This window comes from Streptomyces sp. NPDC048417, assembly GCF_040651615.1.
Lineage (GTDB): Bacteria > Actinomycetota > Actinomycetes > Streptomycetales > Streptomycetaceae > Streptomyces.
The window spans coordinates 46176-62053 of the sequence record NZ_JBEZKI010000001.1 but is presented as its reverse complement, the minus strand read 5'-3'; the positions used below and the strand labels follow the sequence as shown (position 1 = coordinate 62053).

General features: G+C 72.5%; 14 protein-coding genes. 8 read left to right on the top strand and 6 right to left on the bottom strand.

Annotated elements, in window-relative coordinates:
• Positions 1 to 5: 5 nt before the first annotated feature.
• On the bottom strand, positions 6 to 1979 hold the full coding sequence (locus AB0D59_RS00290; RefSeq protein ID WP_362558882.1) for an Ig-like domain repeat protein: 1974 nt from the start codon (positions 1977 to 1979) through the stop codon (positions 6 to 8).
• Positions 1980 to 2225: 246 nt separating this feature from the next.
• Positions 2226 to 2348, bottom strand: a complete 123-nt coding sequence (locus AB0D59_RS00285; protein ID WP_362558879.1) for a hypothetical protein — start codon at positions 2346 to 2348, stop codon at positions 2226 to 2228.
• Between the two features lie 196 nt (positions 2349 to 2544).
• Between AB0D59_RS00285 and AB0D59_RS00280 the strand changes: the two genes are divergently transcribed.
• The 4 genes from AB0D59_RS00280 (at position 2545) to AB0D59_RS00265 (ending at position 7032) form a co-directional block, all read left to right on the top strand.
• Positions 2545 to 3888 (top strand): helix-turn-helix transcriptional regulator, encoded by a 1344-nt coding sequence (locus AB0D59_RS00280; RefSeq protein ID WP_362558877.1) that lies wholly within the window; start codon positions 2545 to 2547, stop codon positions 3886 to 3888.
• A 461-nt stretch (positions 3889 to 4349) separates the two neighbouring features.
• Positions 4350 to 5354 (top strand): permease, encoded by a 1005-nt coding sequence (locus AB0D59_RS00275; RefSeq protein ID WP_362558875.1) that lies wholly within the window; start codon positions 4350 to 4352, stop codon positions 5352 to 5354.
• Complete coding sequence (locus tag AB0D59_RS00270; RefSeq protein ID WP_362559806.1) at positions 5351 to 6115, top strand: TIGR03943 family protein; 765 nt, start codon at positions 5351 to 5353, stop codon at positions 6113 to 6115. Before AB0D59_RS00275 ends, AB0D59_RS00270 begins: the two co-directional genes overlap by 4 nt.
• Positions 6116 to 6237: 122 nt before the next feature.
• Positions 6238 to 7032, top strand: coding sequence for an SDR family oxidoreductase (locus AB0D59_RS00265; protein ID WP_362558872.1), 795 nt, complete (start codon positions 6238 to 6240; stop codon positions 7030 to 7032).
• Between the two features lie 16 nt (positions 7033 to 7048).
• Here the strand turns inward: AB0D59_RS00265 and AB0D59_RS00260 are convergent, their stop codons facing one another.
• Both AB0D59_RS00260 and AB0D59_RS00255 read right to left on the bottom strand, forming a co-directional pair.
• On the bottom strand, positions 7049 to 7834 hold the full coding sequence (locus AB0D59_RS00260; RefSeq protein WP_362558869.1) for a hypothetical protein: 786 nt from the start codon (positions 7832 to 7834) through the stop codon (positions 7049 to 7051).
• Positions 7835 to 7887: 53 nt separating this feature from the next.
• Positions 7888 to 8532, bottom strand: a complete 645-nt coding sequence (locus AB0D59_RS00255) for a protein kinase (RefSeq protein ID WP_362558866.1) — start codon at positions 8530 to 8532, stop codon at positions 7888 to 7890.
• Between the two features lie 290 nt (positions 8533 to 8822).
• Here AB0D59_RS00255 and thrS point away from each other — a divergent pair, with 290 nt between their 5' ends.
• Complete coding sequence (gene thrS, locus AB0D59_RS00250) at positions 8823 to 10040, top strand: threonine--tRNA ligase (protein WP_362558864.1); 1218 nt, start codon at positions 8823 to 8825, stop codon at positions 10038 to 10040.
• Positions 10041 to 10102: 62 nt separating this feature from the next.
• Here thrS and AB0D59_RS00245 read toward each other — a convergent pair whose 3' ends face one another.
• A complete protein-coding gene (locus AB0D59_RS00245) occupies positions 10103 to 10675 on the bottom strand; it encodes a helix-turn-helix domain-containing protein (protein ID WP_362558861.1) in 573 nt (190 codons plus the stop codon).
• A gap of 95 nt (positions 10676 to 10770) precedes the next feature.
• On the opposite strand from AB0D59_RS00245, the gene AB0D59_RS00240 reads away from it, so the two are divergent.
• Together AB0D59_RS00240 and AB0D59_RS00235 are read left to right on the top strand one after the other, a co-directional pair.
• Positions 10771 to 11658 carry an SDR family oxidoreductase gene (locus tag AB0D59_RS00240; RefSeq protein ID WP_362558858.1) on the top strand — a complete coding sequence of 296 codons (888 nt, stop codon included), beginning with the start codon at positions 10771 to 10773 and terminating at the stop codon, positions 11656 to 11658.
• Between the two features lie 174 nt (positions 11659 to 11832).
• A complete protein-coding gene (locus AB0D59_RS00235) occupies positions 11833 to 12798 on the top strand; it encodes a nucleoside hydrolase (protein WP_362558855.1) in 966 nt (321 codons plus the stop codon).
• A 205-nt stretch (positions 12799 to 13003) separates the two neighbouring features.
• Here AB0D59_RS00235 and AB0D59_RS00230 read toward each other — a convergent pair whose 3' ends face one another.
• On the bottom strand, positions 13004 to 13942 hold the full coding sequence (locus AB0D59_RS00230; RefSeq protein WP_362558852.1) for an LAETG motif-containing sortase-dependent surface protein: 939 nt from the start codon (positions 13940 to 13942) through the stop codon (positions 13004 to 13006).
• 287 nt (positions 13943 to 14229) lie between these two features.
• Here AB0D59_RS00230 and AB0D59_RS00225 point away from each other — a divergent pair, with 287 nt between their 5' ends.
• Entirely contained in the window at positions 14230 to 15876 is a 1647-nt protein-coding gene (locus AB0D59_RS00225) for a glycoside hydrolase family 13 protein (protein WP_362558851.1), read from the top strand.
• Positions 15877 to 15878 lie beyond the last annotated feature (2 nt).

Genomic DNA, 15878 nt, shown 5'->3' with positions numbered 1-15878 from the left:
CGGTACTAGCTCGTGAAGGTGAAGTACTTCCACGCCCCGTAGGTCGTGGAGTTGACGGTGTCGCCGGACGTGCCGTTGATGTAGTCGGAACGGACCCGGAAGCGCCAGCCGACGTCGTCCTTGTGGTTGCCGGTGAACTCGACCTGGGAGATCCCGCTGGTGGCCAGCGCGAAGTACTTCGAGTCGTCCGCGTACCACTTGCCCTGGTAGTAGACCTGGAAGTCGAACCGCTGCGAACGGCCGGTGTAGTAGGCCATCTTGGTCGTGAACAGCGGGTTCTTGGTCTTGTGGAAGACGTAGTACTTCTGTCCCCACGCGGACTTCGTCTTGTACTGACGGCTCGGCGTCATGGAGATGCTGACCTTCGCGCCCACCGAGCTGGACACCGACCGCGGCTGCCAGCGCGCGTCGCCCGTGAACTTCGCGGTGACCTTGGTGTCGCGCTTGAGGTCCAGGGTGACGGACAGGTTGCCGTGCGAGTCGACCTTGCCGGACTTGGCCAGCTTGTTGGGCTTGTCCGAGCCGAACGGGTCGGCCCAGATCTCCACCGTGCGGTTCTTGTACGTCGTACCGAGGTGGGCGGTGAACTTCACGTCCTGCCCGTACGCGTACACCTTGCCGTTGTTGTTCAGCGTCAGCGTCGGCTTGGCGCGGGAGACGTCCACGGTGTCCTTGGCGGAGGCGGCCGTGTGGTCGGCGTCGCCCGCGTAGGAGACCTGGTACGTCACCTTGCCGCCGGCCGGCGGGGTGTCGGTGAACGAGTAGGTGCCGTCGGCCTTGACGGTGACGGCGGGCAGCGCCTTGCCGTTCGGGGAGTCCAGGTCGGTGCGGGTGACCGCGAGCTGGGTGCCGGCGGGCAGCGCGGCCGTCGAGGAGACCGTGCCGGTGACGGTGAGCTGCTTGGCGCGGGTCGCCGTCGCCGGGGCGTTCACCGTGACGGTGGTGGCCGCCCGGCCCGGGGTGTCGTACTCGCGCAGGGAGTACACGTCCGCGTCGTTGTACGTCACCGCGAACAGGCGGGAGCCGTCCGGCGTCCAGGCCAGGCCGCCGTCGGCGAGCGTGTCGGCGCCGCTGGACGTGCCCGTGTTGGGGAAGTCGTACGTGCGCACGGCCTCGCTGCTGCCCGGGTGGAAGATGTAGATGTCCGGGTCGTACCAGGCGAAGCTGCCGCCCGCGACCGTGCCGTCGGGCGCGATCGCGACCGCGTTCGGGTAGGCGGTGCTGGTGTACTTGCCGTCCTCGTTGAGGTCGGACGTCTTGTACACCTGGTGGTAGTAAGGCGCCCCGCTGGCCACCACGACGTCCTTGCCGTCGGGGGTGACCTGGAGGTCGCCCAGGTTGCTGCCGTCGGTGCGGATGTGGGCCAGCTGGGTCGCGGTGCCCGACGAGACGTCGTACGAGGTCAGCGACGCGGGGCTCAGGTCGCGGTCGCCGGCGACCAGGATGTCGGTGCCCGGTGCCGCGTCCAGGATGGGCGCCGAGTACCAGCTGCTGTCCTGGCCGAGGGTGACCTGGTGGTCGCCGGTCAGGTCGACGGAGCCGATGTTGCCCTCGGCGGCATCGCCGTAACCGAACCACAGCTTGCCGTTCGCGACGGCGACGCTCCGCGGCTTGTCGCCGACGGAGTAGCGGGTGGTCTCGGTGTCCGTCGCGGTGTCGACGACGGCGACGGCGTCCAGGTCCCGGACGGCCGCGTAGAGCGTGCCCGAGTCGGCGGACAGCTCCAGGCCGGTGACCCCCGAGAGGTCGGTGGTGAGCTGCTTGAGCACATTGCCCGAGTAGTCGGCGACGACGATCTTGCCGTTGCTCGGGTCGCTGATGAAGACCTGCTGGTGGACGCCGTCGACGACGATGTCACCGGTCGACTTGACCGGCAGCAGGGCGCTGGTGTCGGCGAAGGCCGGCGTGGTGGCGGCCAGGGCCGCGGAGCTGAAGAGGACCGCCAGGGTGGTGGCGGCCGTGACGGTGCGGGTGCGCATACGCACGCTGATTCGAACCCCCCGGAACGAATGAAGTGAGGCGCCACGGGAATTGGCCCACGGGTGTGCGTGCGCTGTGGGCCGCGTGTGGCGGATGTGATGAAGACTAGGTCATGCCACTGACAATCAGCACCGGGGATTCCCCGCCGGGAAGCGGCCGTCGACGGCCCGGGGGGAGGGGGGTGTCCGCGGCCGGGGCCGGGTCAGGCGGGACCGGGATGGTCCCGCCGGGGCAGGTGGGGCGGGTCAGCGCGGCGCGTGTTCGGCGGTGGCCGGCGCGGAGGAACGGGAGCCGTCGTCCGTCGCTCTGGCCGGGCCCGCGTTGGCTGCCGTGATGAGCGCGGCCACCGCGATCACAGCAGCTGCCACACTACGGGCGGTGGGGGTCCCCCCGACCGAGCGAAGCCGGGAGTGGGGGAGTGCGGTGGGGCGTGCGGATGTGCGTCCGAGCACGGCGACCTCGCAACGACAGGGGCGGGTTAAGCGTGTTTAATTCGCCGTTTAACCTAGGGGCTGGCAGAGCTCAACGGCAAGGGGTCCAGGGGGAGTTGGGGGGAGTGACAGAATGCAGAAACGGGACGATCCGGTGACCGTCGGGCGGCGGGTGCAGCAGCTGCGCACCGAACGGGGGCTGACCCAGCGCCAGCTGGCCGAACCGGCCTACACACCGGCCTACATCTCCACACTGGAGGCGGGGCGGGTGCGGGCCTCCGACGAGGCGCTGCGGCACATCGCCGGGCGGCTCGGCGTCGGCTTCGAGGAACTGGCCAGCGGGCGCCCCGCCCATCTCGCCACCGACCTCAGGCTGCGGCTCACCGAGGCGCAGCGCACCCTGGCCACCGGCGCGGCCGAGGAGGCCGCCGCCCTGTACGCCGCCCTCTTCGAGGAGGCGGAGGCGCACGGGCTGACGGTCGAGCAGGCCACCGCCCTGCTCGGGATGGGCGAGTGCGCCCTGGACACCGGCGAGCTGGGCCGGGCCCGGGAGTTCTTCGAGCGGGCCGAGCTGTGGACGGCCGACGAGCCGCTGCCGGTGCGCGTCCCGGCGATCCGCGGCCGGGCCGTCAGCCACTACCTGGCCGGTGAACTCCGGTACGCCGTCTACCTGCTTGAGACCACGCTCGACGAGCTGAACCGGAGCGGGCTGCACGACCCGGACGCCCTCCTGCTGCTCTACGCCTCCGCCATCGGCCCGTACATGGACATGGGCGCCCACGCCCGCGCCGCCCAGGCCGCCGAACTCGCCCTCGCCCTCGCCCCGCAGGCCGGCGACCCCGCGCTGATCGCCCGGATGCACCGCTCCGTCGCCCGCACCCTGCTCGCCGAGGGCCGGGTCGCCGAGGCCGACGCCTCGCTGGCCAAGGCCGCCGAGCTGTACCGCCAGCTCCAGCTCCGCACCGAACTCGCCAACTGCCACTGGATGCGCGGCTACGTCTGCGCCCAGAACGGCGAACTGGAGCGCGCGGAAGGGGAGCTGCGGGAGGCTCTGGCGATGCTGTCGGAGACCCGGGCGGCCCTGTACCGCAGCCAGGCCGCCGTCGAGCTGGCCGACGTACTGCACCGCCGGGACAAGTCCGAGGAGGCCGCCGCACTGCTGAACGACGTGCTCGGCGACTTCTCGTCCGAGCGCGGCGCGGTCCACGCGGCCGCCGCGCACCGCCTGCTCGGCATCATCGCCGAGGACGCCCGGGAGACGGAGGCCGCGGAGGAGCACTACGTCCGCGCGCTGAGCCTGCTGGAGCGGGCGGGCGCGGCCGGCGACCTGGCGGACCTGTGCCGGCTGCTGGGCGACCTGCTGCGCCGCACCGGCCGGGTGGAGGCGGCCCTGGACGCGTACCGCACGGGCCTCGGCCACCGTACGGCCCCGGGCACCACGACCCTGGGCCCGGCGCCGGCCCAGCCGCCGTTGTAGGGGCCGTCGCTACCGTCCGGTAGTTGTCGCACGATCGATATCAGGGACCGCTCCGCTGTCGTGTTTCCTGCGCGAGCGGCGTCGGTATGGCGTGGAATCGCCGCACGGCTTCTACAACAGTCTCGTCAGCGACACCTTCGAGACGACGGAGAAGACGATGACCGACCACGGAGCCGACCTGCTCATCCGCGCCGGCGCGGGCCGACCTGACGATCTGGGACCGGGACCCGGCGAAGACGCCGGGCGACGAACTGCGGGACCTGAACCCGACGCACACGTTCCTGGGCGGTGCCTTGGCAGCCCGCTGAGGTGACGGCGCCTCTTTGGGGGGCGTGGGGCTGTGTTGATGTGCGGCTCCGCCGCGTGGGCGCGAGCAACCCCCACCGGCCCGCAGCCGACACACAGCCTTCTCTCTGTCAACTGACCCCCACCCCACAGGCACCCTCGTTAGCGTCCCGGGCGTGCACAACCACCGGACGGCGACCGACACCCTGCGCCTCCTCCTGCGCGCCCTCGTCCACGCAGTCCTCGGCGGCACCGCCCTCCTCGCCATCGCGACCGTCGCCTCCGTCCTCGGCCCCACCCTCGCCCTCGACCTCTACACCCCACCGGTCGCCGCCTGGTGGACCGTGTTCACGGCGGTCGCCGTCCAGGGCGTCCCCTTCCTCCTCCTCGGCACCGTCGTCTCCGCGGCGATCGGCGCCTTCGTCCCGGAGCGCGTGTTCACCCGCCTCCTCCCCCGCAACCAGGCCCTCGCCGTTCCCGTGGCGGGGGCCGCCGGCGTCGTACTCCCGGGCTGCGAGTGCGCCTCCGTCCCCGTGGCCGGCAGCCTGATGCGCCGCGGGGTCGCCCCGGCCGCGGCCCTCGCCTTCCTCCTCTCCGCACCGGCCATCAACCCGGTGGTGCTGGTGGCGACCTCGATCGCGTTCCCCGGCCGGCCGGAGATGGTCCTGGCCCGCCTGCTCGCCTCCCTCGGCACCGCGGTGGTGATGGGCTGGCTGTGGGCACGGTTCGGCCGCGACGAGTGGCTGCGCCCACCCCGCACCTCCCAGGGCTCCCACGCCACCGGCCCCCGTGCCTTCGTCACCGGCCTCCAGCACGACTTCCTGCACGCCGGCGGCTTCCTGGTGCTGGGCGCGGCGGCCGCGGCGACCTTCAACATCGCCGTGCCCAGATCGGTCCTGGACGTCTTCACCGGCTCCGCGTGGACGGCCGTCCCCCTCCTCGCCGTGCTCGCCGTCGTGCTGTGCGTGTGCAGCGAGGCCGACGCCTTCGTGGCCGCCTCGCTCAGCGCCTTCCCGGCCACCGCGAGGCTGGCGTTCATGGTGGTCGGCCCGATGGTCGACCTGAAGCTGATCGCCCTCCAGGCGGGCACCTTCGGCCGGGGCTTCGCCCTCCGCTTCTCCTCGGCGACCTGGCTGGTGGCCCTGTCGTCCAGCGTCCTGGTGGGGTGGTGGCTGCTGTGAGGCGCTACGGCGGACCGGTCCTGCTCTGCCTGGTCGGCGCGGCGGCCCTGCGGATCACCCTCTTCGGTGACCTGTACCTCAGGTACGTCCAGGCGTCCCTGCGCCCGTATCTGATCACCTCCGGGATCACCCTGATCCTGCTGGGCCTCACGACGGCGGCACTGCGCAGCCGCACCACGGACGACCACGACCACGACCGCGACCGCGACCGCGGTCACAGCGATCACCAGGACCACGGCCACGACCAGGACCACGGCCACAACCACGGGCCCCGGATCGCCTGGCTGCTCACCCTCCCCGCCGTCGCCCTGCTCCTCTTCCCCCCGCCCGCGCTCGGCTCGTACAGCGCGGAGCGCGAGGCGGCGCAGCGGGCGGCGCAGGGGGTCGGGGCCTTCCCCGCGCTGCCCGCCGGGCACCCGGTGTCGCTGACGCCCGCCGAGTTCAGCTCACGGGCGCTCTACGACAGCGGGCGCTCGTTGACGGGCCGTACCGTCCGCATGACGGGCTTCGTCACGTCCGGCTCCGACGGTGGCACCTGGTATCTCACCCGACTGATGGTCACCTGCTGCGCCGCCGACGCCACCGTCAGCAAGGTGGAGATCAGGGGCGAGGACGCGCCGCTCACCGACACCTGGGTCACCGTCACCGGCACCTGGCACCCCAAGGGCAGGCTGGGCTCGGACGCGGCCTGGCCGCCGGTGCTGGACGCGAAGTCGGCGACGACGGTGAAGCAGCCGGCGGACCCGTACGAGAAGCCGTAGCCCGTACCCCGTTCGGGTCAGGCGGGTAGGTCGTGTCGCCCGACATGACGGACGGTGGCATGCGTAGGCACCTGCACACGAACCCTGGCATTCACCGGCGTACGAAGGGAACCCACCCGCCCATGCGTATCGATCTGACAGGACGCAGCGCACTGGTCACCGGCTCCACGCAGGGGATCGGTGCGGCCATCGCCGTGGGGCTCGCCCGGGCCGGAGCCCGCGTCGGCGTCAACGGCCGTGACGAACGTCGGGTGGCCGACAGCGTGCGTGCGCTGGCCGAGCAGGCCGCCGGCGCCGACCTGGTGCCGGTGGCCGCCGACGTCTCCACCGACGAGGGCGCGGCCCGGGCGACGGAGCTGCTGCCCCGGGTGGACATCCTCGTCAACAACCTGGGTGTCTTCGGGGCCGCCGACCCGTTGGAGATCAGCGACGACGAATGGCGGCGTTACTTCGAGGTCAACGTGCTCGCCGCCGTACGACTGACGCGGCTGTACCTGCCGGGCATGACCGAACGCGGCTGGGGGCGCGTGCAGTACATCGCCAGCGACTCGGCGGTGGCCATCCCGGCCGAGATGATCCATTACGGGATGTCGAAGACCGCGCTGCTGGCGGTGAGCCGCGGATTCGCCAAGAAGGCGGCCGGCACGGGCGTGACGGTGAATTCGGTCATCGCGGGCCCCACGCACACCGGCGGCGTCGAGGACTTCGTGTACGGACTCGTGGACCGGGATCTGCCGTGGGACGAGGCGCAGCGCAAGTTCATGCGGGAGTACCGGCCGCAGTCCCTGTTGCAACGGCTGATCGAGCCGGAGGAGATCGCCCACATGGTCGTCTACCTCAGTTCCCAGCAGGCGTCGGCGACGACCGGGGGCGCCCTGCGGGTGGACGGCGGTTACGTCGACGCGATCCTCCCCTGACCGTCGGGGCCGGGTGCTACGCCTGCGCCCGGCCCTGTTCCCGTACCTCGGCGAGGCGCCGGACGCCGATGTCGAGGGTCTGTTCGGCGGTGTTCGTCGGGAGGGTGCCGAGGGCGCCGGCGGTGAGGACGATCGCGTCGTCGCCGACGCGGACGACGGCGACGTCGACGGTGAGGGTGGTGGGATCGTCGCCCGGCGAGGGCTGCGCGGTGAGGGTGACCCGCAGCCCCTGCCGGGCCTCGCCGATCTCCGGCAGCCGGGAGTCGGCGACCTGGACGGCCTCGGTCCCGGCCGAGGTGGTCTGCGCGGCGAACTGCCCGCAGACGCCGGGCACCGCCCGCAGCCAGGCCAGGGTCCGGTCCACGTCGGCGGCGCGGCTCGCGTAGACCTGGTAGCGGAGCTGGGCGTCGTCGTCGCCGTCGTCGAGGACGGTGACGGCGTGCGGGCCGGCCGGTTCCAGCAACTCGTCGGCGTACAGGGCGTCGAGGAGGCGCTGGCAGTCGGGCTGCCCGGTGACGGCCTTGAGCAGGCCGTCGTGCCAGGTGGCGGTGGAGTCGCCGGCCGTCCACGGCACCCCGAGGTCGGCCTCGCCGATGAGCGCCGACTGGGCCTGCCCGGGGGTGAGCGCCGGGGTGCCGGGCGCGGCGGTCGGGCTGGCGGGGGCCGGGGCGGGGCGCTCGGCGGCGGTCGCGTTCGCGGCCGGGGAGGCTTCCGCGGCGGACGCTTCCGGCGCCCGGCCGGCCGTACAGGCGGAGGCGGCGAGCAGGCCGGCCACGGCAAGACCGGAGGCGATGACTCTCATGGCGGGGGCCTCTCCGGGAACAGGAGCGGTGGACGCGTGAGATCACGCCATCATCACTGGCGCCGGCCTACCACCGCTCCGGTCCGTCCGGGTGAGGGCTCACCTGTTCGCCGACTGCCCGACATCAGCCAGTCCGGGGCCACCCCTCTGTATTCGGTCCACGCCTGGCATGCGTCGACCATGGCCTTGAGCCAGTCCGCTTCGGGTTTCCGGTCGACAGCGGCCCGGTACATCCGGAGGTTCGCGGCGGCGAAGGCATCGACCGCTTGCGGGGCCGCTTCACGCCATGCGGTCAACTGCTCCGCCCACTTCTCGGCACTGTCCGGCGTGTGCCCGGCTGCAATGAGTTGGAGCACCAGCAGAGCAGGATCGATGAACCTCGCGCCCCGGGTCGGCCACGCCCAGTCCACGGCCCATACCCTCCGCTTCACCATGAGGAAGTTGCTCGGATTGAGGTCCGTGCAGAGAAGCGAGTCACCCCGGAACAGCTCGGCCTCCGCGCCGTCCGAGACGAACCGGTCCCACCGCGTCTCGGTCCAGTCCTGGGCGATGCGCGGGAGGGACAGCCGACCGATCTCACCGATCGAGTCGACCACCAGGGGCAGGTCAGGCGAGTCCGGCGCGAAGTCGGACGACCGACCGTCGACTACTTCGAAGCCCAGGACCAACCAGTCTTCGGCTTCCACATCCCACAGCAAGGTGGGTGAGATGTGCCCGAGGCCGTAGGCCGAAACCCTTCTGTCCCGGGGGCCGGTGTCGAAGGGGGCCCGTGCGGGCTGAGGGAGCAGGCTGGAAAACCCTTCGTCTGCCGCCCGCCCGGCTTGTTACCGTCCTCGGCATGAAGCGCGCCCTGCCGTGTCCGTTCCGTACGACGACGCCGGAGACCGTCCCGGCGCGCTGACATCCGATCTGTCCGAAGCCCCGGGGGAACGTCCCGGGGCTTTGTCGTGTCGCGGGTCGTTCGCCTCTTTGACGAAGGAGATCCGCCATGCAGGACCACCGCCGACTCGGCCGTGAACTCGCCCTGTTCGACACCGACCCGCTGATGGGCGCGGGCCTGCCCTACTGGCTGCCCGACGGGGCGGTCGTACGGCACACCTTGGAGGAGTACGTCCGGGACGCGGAGCGGCGGGCCGGGTACCGGCATGTGTACTCGCCCGTCCTCGGCAAACGCGAGCTGTACGAGATCTCCGGGCACTGGTCGCACTACCGCGAGGACATGTACCCGGCCATGCGGGTGGGGGCGGAGGAGGTCGTGCTGCGGCCGAGTCTGTGTCCGCATCACGCGCTGATCTATCGGTCCCGGGCCCGCAGTTACCGGGAACTGCCGCTTCGGATCGCCGAGTTGGGGGCCATGTACCGCGCCGAGCTGTCCGGTGTGCTCGGCGGACTCACCCGGGTGCGGGCCATCCAGCTCAACGACGCCCACATCTTCTGCACCCTCGACCAGGCCGTCGAGGAGGCCCGCGCCGCCCTGGAGCTGATCGCCCGCGCCTATGCCGACCTCGGCATCAGCGCCGTACGGCACCGGCTCTCGCTGCCCGGTGCGGGCGGAAAGTACGTCGCCGACCCGGAGCTGTGGCAGCGGGCCACCGTGCTGCTGCGGGAGGTGCTGGACGGGGCGGGCGTGGCGTACGAGGAGGCCGAGGGGGAGGCCGCGTTCTACGGCCCGAAGATCGACGTGCAGATCGCGGATCCGGCGGGGCGGGAGTCGACCCTGTCCACCGTGCAGATCGACTTCCACCAGCCGGAGCGGTTCGATCTGCGGTACGTCGGGGCGGACGGCGGCAGGCACCGGCCGGTGATGGTGCACCGGAGCGTCATCGGGAGTGTGGAGCGGGCCGTCGCGCATCTTCTCGAGGTGCACGGCGGGGCCTTCCCGGCCTGGCTGGCGCCGGTGCAGCTGCTCGTCCTGCCGGTCGCCGAGGCGCAGTGGGCGCAGGCCGAGGCGCTGGTCGCGGCGGCGGTCGCGGACGGGCTGCGGGCCGAGGTCGCCGGCCCCGAGCAGGGCAGCCTGGGCGCGCGGGTGCGCGGCGGCAGGCTCGTGCCGTACCAGGCGGTGATCGGCGAACGCGAGGCCGAGGCGGGGCTGGCGGCCCTACGGCTGCGGGACGGGCGCCGGGTGGGTGCTCTGCCGGTGGCGGAGCTGGTGCGGCGGATCGGGGAGCGGGTGGCGGGGCGGGGGACCGGACTGTGGGACGACTGACGGGCCGGGTGACGGGCGGAGTGGCGGGCCGGCTGACGGGGTGACCGGCGGGGGCGCGGCCGTCAGGTGAGCGCGGCTGCCGCCCTGCGGAGTTCGGTGAGGGCGTCGCGGGCCAGGGCGGGGAAGGGCTGGTCGTTCTCCGGGGTGATCCACCGGGCGAAGGCCGTGGCGAAGGCGCGGACGCCCAGGTCGGCGGCGAGGCCCGCGGTGGGGTCGGGGACGCCGCGGCGGCGCAGGGCGTCGGTCAGGGTCGCCGCGAGGTTGAGCTCCTTGAAGGCCAGGCGCTCCCGCAGTTCGGTGTGGCCGGTGATGACCGCGCTGAGGCGGGGGCCGAACGCGCGCTGCTCGGGGGTGAAGGACGCGGTCAGGGCGTCCAGGGCGGCGGCGACCGCCTCCAGCGGGGTCGCGGCGGCCGGTGCTGCCTCGGCGCCCTCCGTGAGGAGGCGGCCGTGCACCTCCTGCCCCGCGAACAGCACCTCGCGCTTGTCCGGGAAGTGCCGGAAGAAGGTCGTCTTGGTCAGTCCGGCCCGCTCGGCGATCTGGGCGACGGTGGTGCTGTCGTATCCCTGCTCGCCGAACAGGTCGATCGCGGCCTGCACGAGTCGCTGTCGTGCGTTCGGTTCCCATCGAGCCATGGGCACAGCTTAGGTGATGTGACTCGGTACCGTCACGGTGCTACGGTGACGGTACCAAGTCACATCACCTTCTTCTCGTTCTCGGGAGAGCTGTCATGCGTGTCTTCGTCACCGGCGCCAGCGGTCACATCGCCTCCGCCGTCATCCCCGAACTGCTCCGGGCCGGGCACGAGGTCGTCGGCCTCGCCCGGTCCGACGACTCCGCCGCGGCCGTCACGGCACTGGGCGCCGAGGTCCGCCGCGGTGACCTCGCGGACCTGGACGGGCTGCGGGCGGCCGCGCGGGACGCCGACGCCGTCGTCCATCTCGCCTTCGACCACGCGGCCATGGCCGCCGGGGACATGGCCGGTGCCGCGGCCACCGACCTGAAGGTGACGCGGGCGTTCGGCGAGGCGCTCGCCGGTACCGGCAAGGCCCTCGTCGGGATCGGCATGGGGCGCGACGGCAACGAGCACGTCGAACAGGCCCTCGGCGCCAACCCCCGGTCCGCCACCGGGCGCCTGATCGGCGAACTCACCGAACAGGGCGTGCGTACCGTGCTTGTCGGGATACCGCCGGTCGTGCACAGCACCCTGGACCGGAGCGGGTTCCTGCCGACACTGATCCGGATCGCCCGGGCCACGGGGGTCTCCGGCTATGCCGGGGAGGGAGGGAACCGGTGGTCCGCCGTGCACACGCTGGACCTCGCCCGGCTCTACCGGCTGGCGCTGGAGCAGGCGCCCGCGGGAGCGCGACTGCACGCCGCGGCCGAGCAGGGCGTCACGGTGCGGGAGATCGCCGAGGTGATCGGGGCGCGGCTGGGGGTTCCGGCCGAGAGCATCCCGGGTGAGCGGGCCGCCGAACACTTCGGGTTCTTCGGTGCGCTGATCACCTACGACATGCCGTTGAACAGTGAGCGGACGCGGGAGCTGCTGGGGTGGGAGCCGAGGGAGGCGGGGCTTGTGGCCGACCTCGAGGAGGGGCACTACTTCAAGGACGCATGAGCCGGGGCGAGGGGCGGCCGCCGGTGGTTCGGTGCGGGTCCGTCGCGGCTGGTCGCGCCCGCGCGGCGGAGCCGCACGGCGACACTGCCCCGCGCTCCTTGGGCGGGGTGCCGTGCCGCCTGCTGGAACGTTCCGTCCGCGCCGTAGGGTCGGGGCTGACGGAAGGAGCCCCCCGTGGCCGCTCAGCCCATCCCCGTGATCATCGACTGCGACACCGGTGTCGATGACGCCCTCGCCCTGTTGTTCGCCGTTCGGCATCCGGGGATCGACCTGCGGGCGGTGACCTGTGTCGCCGGGAACACGGACGTGGACGGGGTGGTCCGGAACACGCTGACCGTGCTGGAGCGGGCCGGGGCCGGTGACGTTCCCGTGGCGCGGGGGGCCGAGCGGCCGCTCATCGAGGCGGCCCGGTCGGCCCGCCATGTGCACGGCACGGACGGCATGGGGGACCTGGGGCTGCCCGCGCCCGCCCGCCGCCCCGCCGACGTCGATGCCGTCACCCTGCTCCGTCGCGAGATCCTCGCCTCGCCCCGCCCGGTCACCCTCGTCCCGACCGCGCCGCTCACCAACATCGCCCTGCTGCTGCGCACCCACCCCGAGGTCATCCGCAACATCGAGCGGATCGTCTTCATGGGCGGCGCGGTCGCCACCGGGAACGCCACGCCGGTCGCCGAGTTCAACGTCTGGCACGACCCCGAGGCCGCCGCGATCCTGCTCACCGCCGGAGTGCCGATCACCATGTACGGCCTGGACGTCTTCCAGCGGGTCGTGGTGCCGGGCGCGGAGGTGCGGAGGCTGCGGGCGAGTGCGGAACCCGGCGCCCGGCTCGCCGGTGACCTGCTCGCGCACCGGCCCGCCGCCCCGGACCCGGACGGCGACGACCCGTCCGGCGGCCTCGGCGACGCCGGCGCGGTCTGCGCCGTCGCCGACCCGGCCGGCCTGACCACCCGCCGGCTCCCCGTCGAGGTCTCCCTGGCCCCGGGCCCGACCCGGGGTCAGACCGTCGTCGACCGCCGGCCCCGCCCCGGCGAGGCCGAGATCCACGGCGGCGGCCGGGAACAGCCCATGGTGGACGTGGCCCTGGACGTGGACGTGGCACGGTACGTGAAGCTGTATCTGGAGACGGTCGGCACCGACTAGGCCGAAGGCAGCCGAACCGCGAAGGCAGCTGAAACCACCCTTGTCGGCCTCACCGGCCACGCTCCGGCACCGGCCACGCTCCGGGCCGCCGCAAGGTCACCGTCCCGGTGACGGTCCAGGTCTCGGCCGCAGGCCGGAACAGGTACGCCCCAGCCGCTCAAGACGGCTGGGGCGTACCTGGGTACGGGGTGTACGGGGCCTCGGGTCAGGCGCGGGTCGCCTTACGGCGTCGCGTGGCGATGACGATCGCCCCGCCGCCGGCCAGCAGCACGGCCGCGCCGCCCGCGATGAGCGGGGTGGTGGAGCTGGCGCCGGTGTGGGCGAGGTCGCCGCCACCGCCGGAGTTGGTGCTCGGGGCCGACGCGGGGGCGGTCGTCGACTCGGAGACGGAGGCCGACGGGGTGGCCGTGCCGGTCGACTCGCTCGCCGAAGGCGACGGGGTCTCGGCGGGCGGCGGGGTGGTCTCCTCGGCCGGGGTCGACTCCGAGGTGGAGGGCGACGGGGACGGGGAGGAGGACGCGCCGGTCGCGCAGTCCTTCGTGCCGCCGTTCCAGGACGCGATCAGCTTGTCCTTGATGACCGCGTGGTCCGGGCCGGCCGGCAGGTCGCCGTGCTCGAAGCCGTCGTTCGCGTCCTTCTCGCCGTCGAACTTGACCGCGCCCCGGTACAGGTCGATCTGCGCGAAGCAGCCGGCGTCCGGGACCGCGATGTCGAGGGAGTCGGTCTGGCCCTGCTTGACCGTCACCGAGTCGAAGTCGACGAAGATCTGCTCGCCCGAGGTGGCGAAGGTGGCGCCGTGGGCCAGGTAGGAGGCGATCGAGGCGGTGCAGCTCGCGGCGTCGGCGGCGGCGCGGACCTTGATGTGGACCTTGCCGTCGTCGGTGACCTTCAGGTTCTGGTCGTCGACCTTCACCGAGTCGAAGAAGTTCGCGCCGTCGACCGAGAACTGGCACTTGTCGGTGCCGGTCTCCGTGCCGGCTCCGGTGCCGGGGCTGTAGTGGCCGCCGGACTTCCAGCCGTCACCGCCCGGGGCACCGTGCGCGAAGGCGCCGGACGCCCCGGCGACGGAGGCGGCACACAGGGCGAACGACGCGAGGCCCGTCCCCAGCAGGCGGTGCGCGGTGACATGTCTGGTTATGGACATGGATATCCCATCGTGGATCTCGCGAGAAGAGCAGCGGAGGCTGCGGAAGGCGAAGAAGACACCAGGCTCATTGGTCACATGCGCCACGGTGTGCGCCCATGGTCGTGTGACGTGCCGAAGCCTGTCAACCTGCCCTGAATCAAGAGTCGTTCGGGGCTCATTACAACTCCCTCACACAGGGAATGATCCGCTCCGGGCGGTGTGAAGGTTCGCTTTCTCGGCAATATGGACAGACTTGTTCTCGGTTTCCCCCCGCTCGAATTCTGTCCCGCCCGAAAGGAACGCGCGTGGTCGACCTCTCCTCCCGCAACCCCGACTGGTGGCGCCAGGCCGTGATCTACCAGGTGTATCCGCGCAGCTTCGCCGACGCGGACGGCGACGGCCTCGGTGACATCCGAGGCGTCACCGAGCGGCTGTCCCATCTGGGCGCGCTCGGCGTGGACGCCCTGTGGCTCAGCCCGTTCTACCCGTCCGAACTCGCCGACGGCGGCTACGACGTCGCCGACTACCGGGACGTCGACCCGCGTCTGGGCACCCTGGACGACTTCGACGCGATGGTCGCCGAGGCGCACCGGCTGGGCCTGAAGGTGATCGTCGACATCGTCCCGAACCACACCTCGCATCTGCACCCCTGGTTCCAGGAGGCCCTGCTCGCGGGCCCCGGCTCGGCGGCCCGCGACCGCTACGTCTTCCGGGCCGGCCGCGGCGAGCACGGCGAACTCCCGCCCTCCGACTGGCAGTCGGTGTTCGGCGGCAGCGCCTGGCGCCGGGTCCCGGACGGCGAGTGGTACCTGCATCTCTTCGCCCCCGAGCAGCCCGACCTGAACTGGGCGCACGAGGAGGTCCGCGCCGACTTCCGCACCACCCTGCGCTTCTGGTCCGACCGGGGCGTCGACGGCTTCCGCATCGACGTGGCACACGCCCTGGTGAAGGACCTCGCCGAGCCGCTGCGGGATGTCGCCGAGTTCGGCGCGACCGGCGAGGAGGCGCTGGAGCGGGTTCCGCCCGGCACGCATCCCTACTGGGACCGTGACGAGGTGCACGAGATCTTCCGGGACTGGCGCAAGATCCTCGACGCCTACAACCCGCCGCGCATGGCCGTCGCCGAAGCCTGGGTGCCCGGCGCCCGGCGCGCCCTGTACGCCCGCCCGGACGAGCTCGGCCAGGCCTTCAACTTCGAGTACCTCCAGACCCCGTGGGACGCGGACGCCCTCCGCGAGGTCGTCACCGGCTCCCTCGCCACCGCCCGCGCGGCCGGCGCCTCCGCCACCTGGGTGCTCTCCAACCACGACGTCGTACGGCACGCCTCCCGGCTGATGCTGCCGCCCGGTACCGACGAGAACGCCTGGCTGCTGTCCGGCGGCCGGGCGCCGGAGATCGATGCTTCTCATGGTCTCCGCCGGGCCCGCGCCGCCACCCTGTTGATGCTGGCGCTGCCCGGATCGTCGTATGTCTACCAGGGTGAGGAACTCGGTCTGCCCGAGGCCGCCGGCCTGCCCGCGGCCGTCCTCCAGGACCCGGTCTGGGAACAGACCGGCCATGCCCGCAAGGGCCGCGACGGCTGCCGGGTGCCGCTGCCGTGGACGGCGAGCGGACCGTCGTACGGCTTCGGGTCCGGCGGTGCCTGGCTGCCGCAGCCGCAGTGGTTCGCGTCGTACGCCGTCGAGACGCAGGCCGGTACGGCGGGCTCCACCCTGGAGCTGTACCGCACCGCGCTGCGGCTGCGCCGCAAGCTGATCGAGGGCGAGGCGCTGACCTGGGCCGAGGCGCCGCGGGGGGTGCTGCACTTCGCCCGGTCGGAGGGCTGGCGGTGCGTCACGAACGTGTCGGACGCGCCGGTGCCACTGCCGCCGGGCGAAGTGCTGCTGGCCAGCGTGCCGTTGCCGCTGGACGGCACGCTGCCGCCCGACACCACGGTGTGGCTGGGCGCCTGACG

Bases quoted from the DNA above. Each gene is read 5' to 3' on its own strand.
- AB0D59_RS00265 (WP_362558872.1), top strand. From the start codon at position 6,238: ATGCGTATCGATCTGACAGGACGCAGCGCACTGGTCACCGGCTCCACG.
- AB0D59_RS00230 (WP_362558852.1), bottom strand. From the start codon at position 13,942: ATGTCCATAACCAGACATGTCACCGCGCACCGCCTGCTGGGGACGGGC.
- AB0D59_RS00280 (WP_362558877.1), top strand. From the start codon at position 2,545: ATGCAGAAACGGGACGATCCGGTGACCGTCGGGCGGCGGGTGCAGCAG.
- thrS (WP_362558864.1), top strand. From the start codon at position 8,823: ATGCAGGACCACCGCCGACTCGGCCGTGAACTCGCCCTGTTCGACACC.
- AB0D59_RS00290 (WP_362558882.1), bottom strand. From the start codon at position 1,979: ATGCGCACCCGCACCGTCACGGCCGCCACCACCCTGGCGGTCCTCTTC.
- AB0D59_RS00245 (WP_362558861.1), bottom strand. From the start codon at position 10,675: ATGGCTCGATGGGAACCGAACGCACGACAGCGACTCGTGCAGGCCGCG.
- AB0D59_RS00240 (WP_362558858.1), top strand. From the start codon at position 10,771: ATGCGTGTCTTCGTCACCGGCGCCAGCGGTCACATCGCCTCCGCCGTC.
- AB0D59_RS00260 (WP_362558869.1), bottom strand. From the start codon at position 7,834: ATGAGAGTCATCGCCTCCGGTCTTGCCGTGGCCGGCCTGCTCGCCGCC.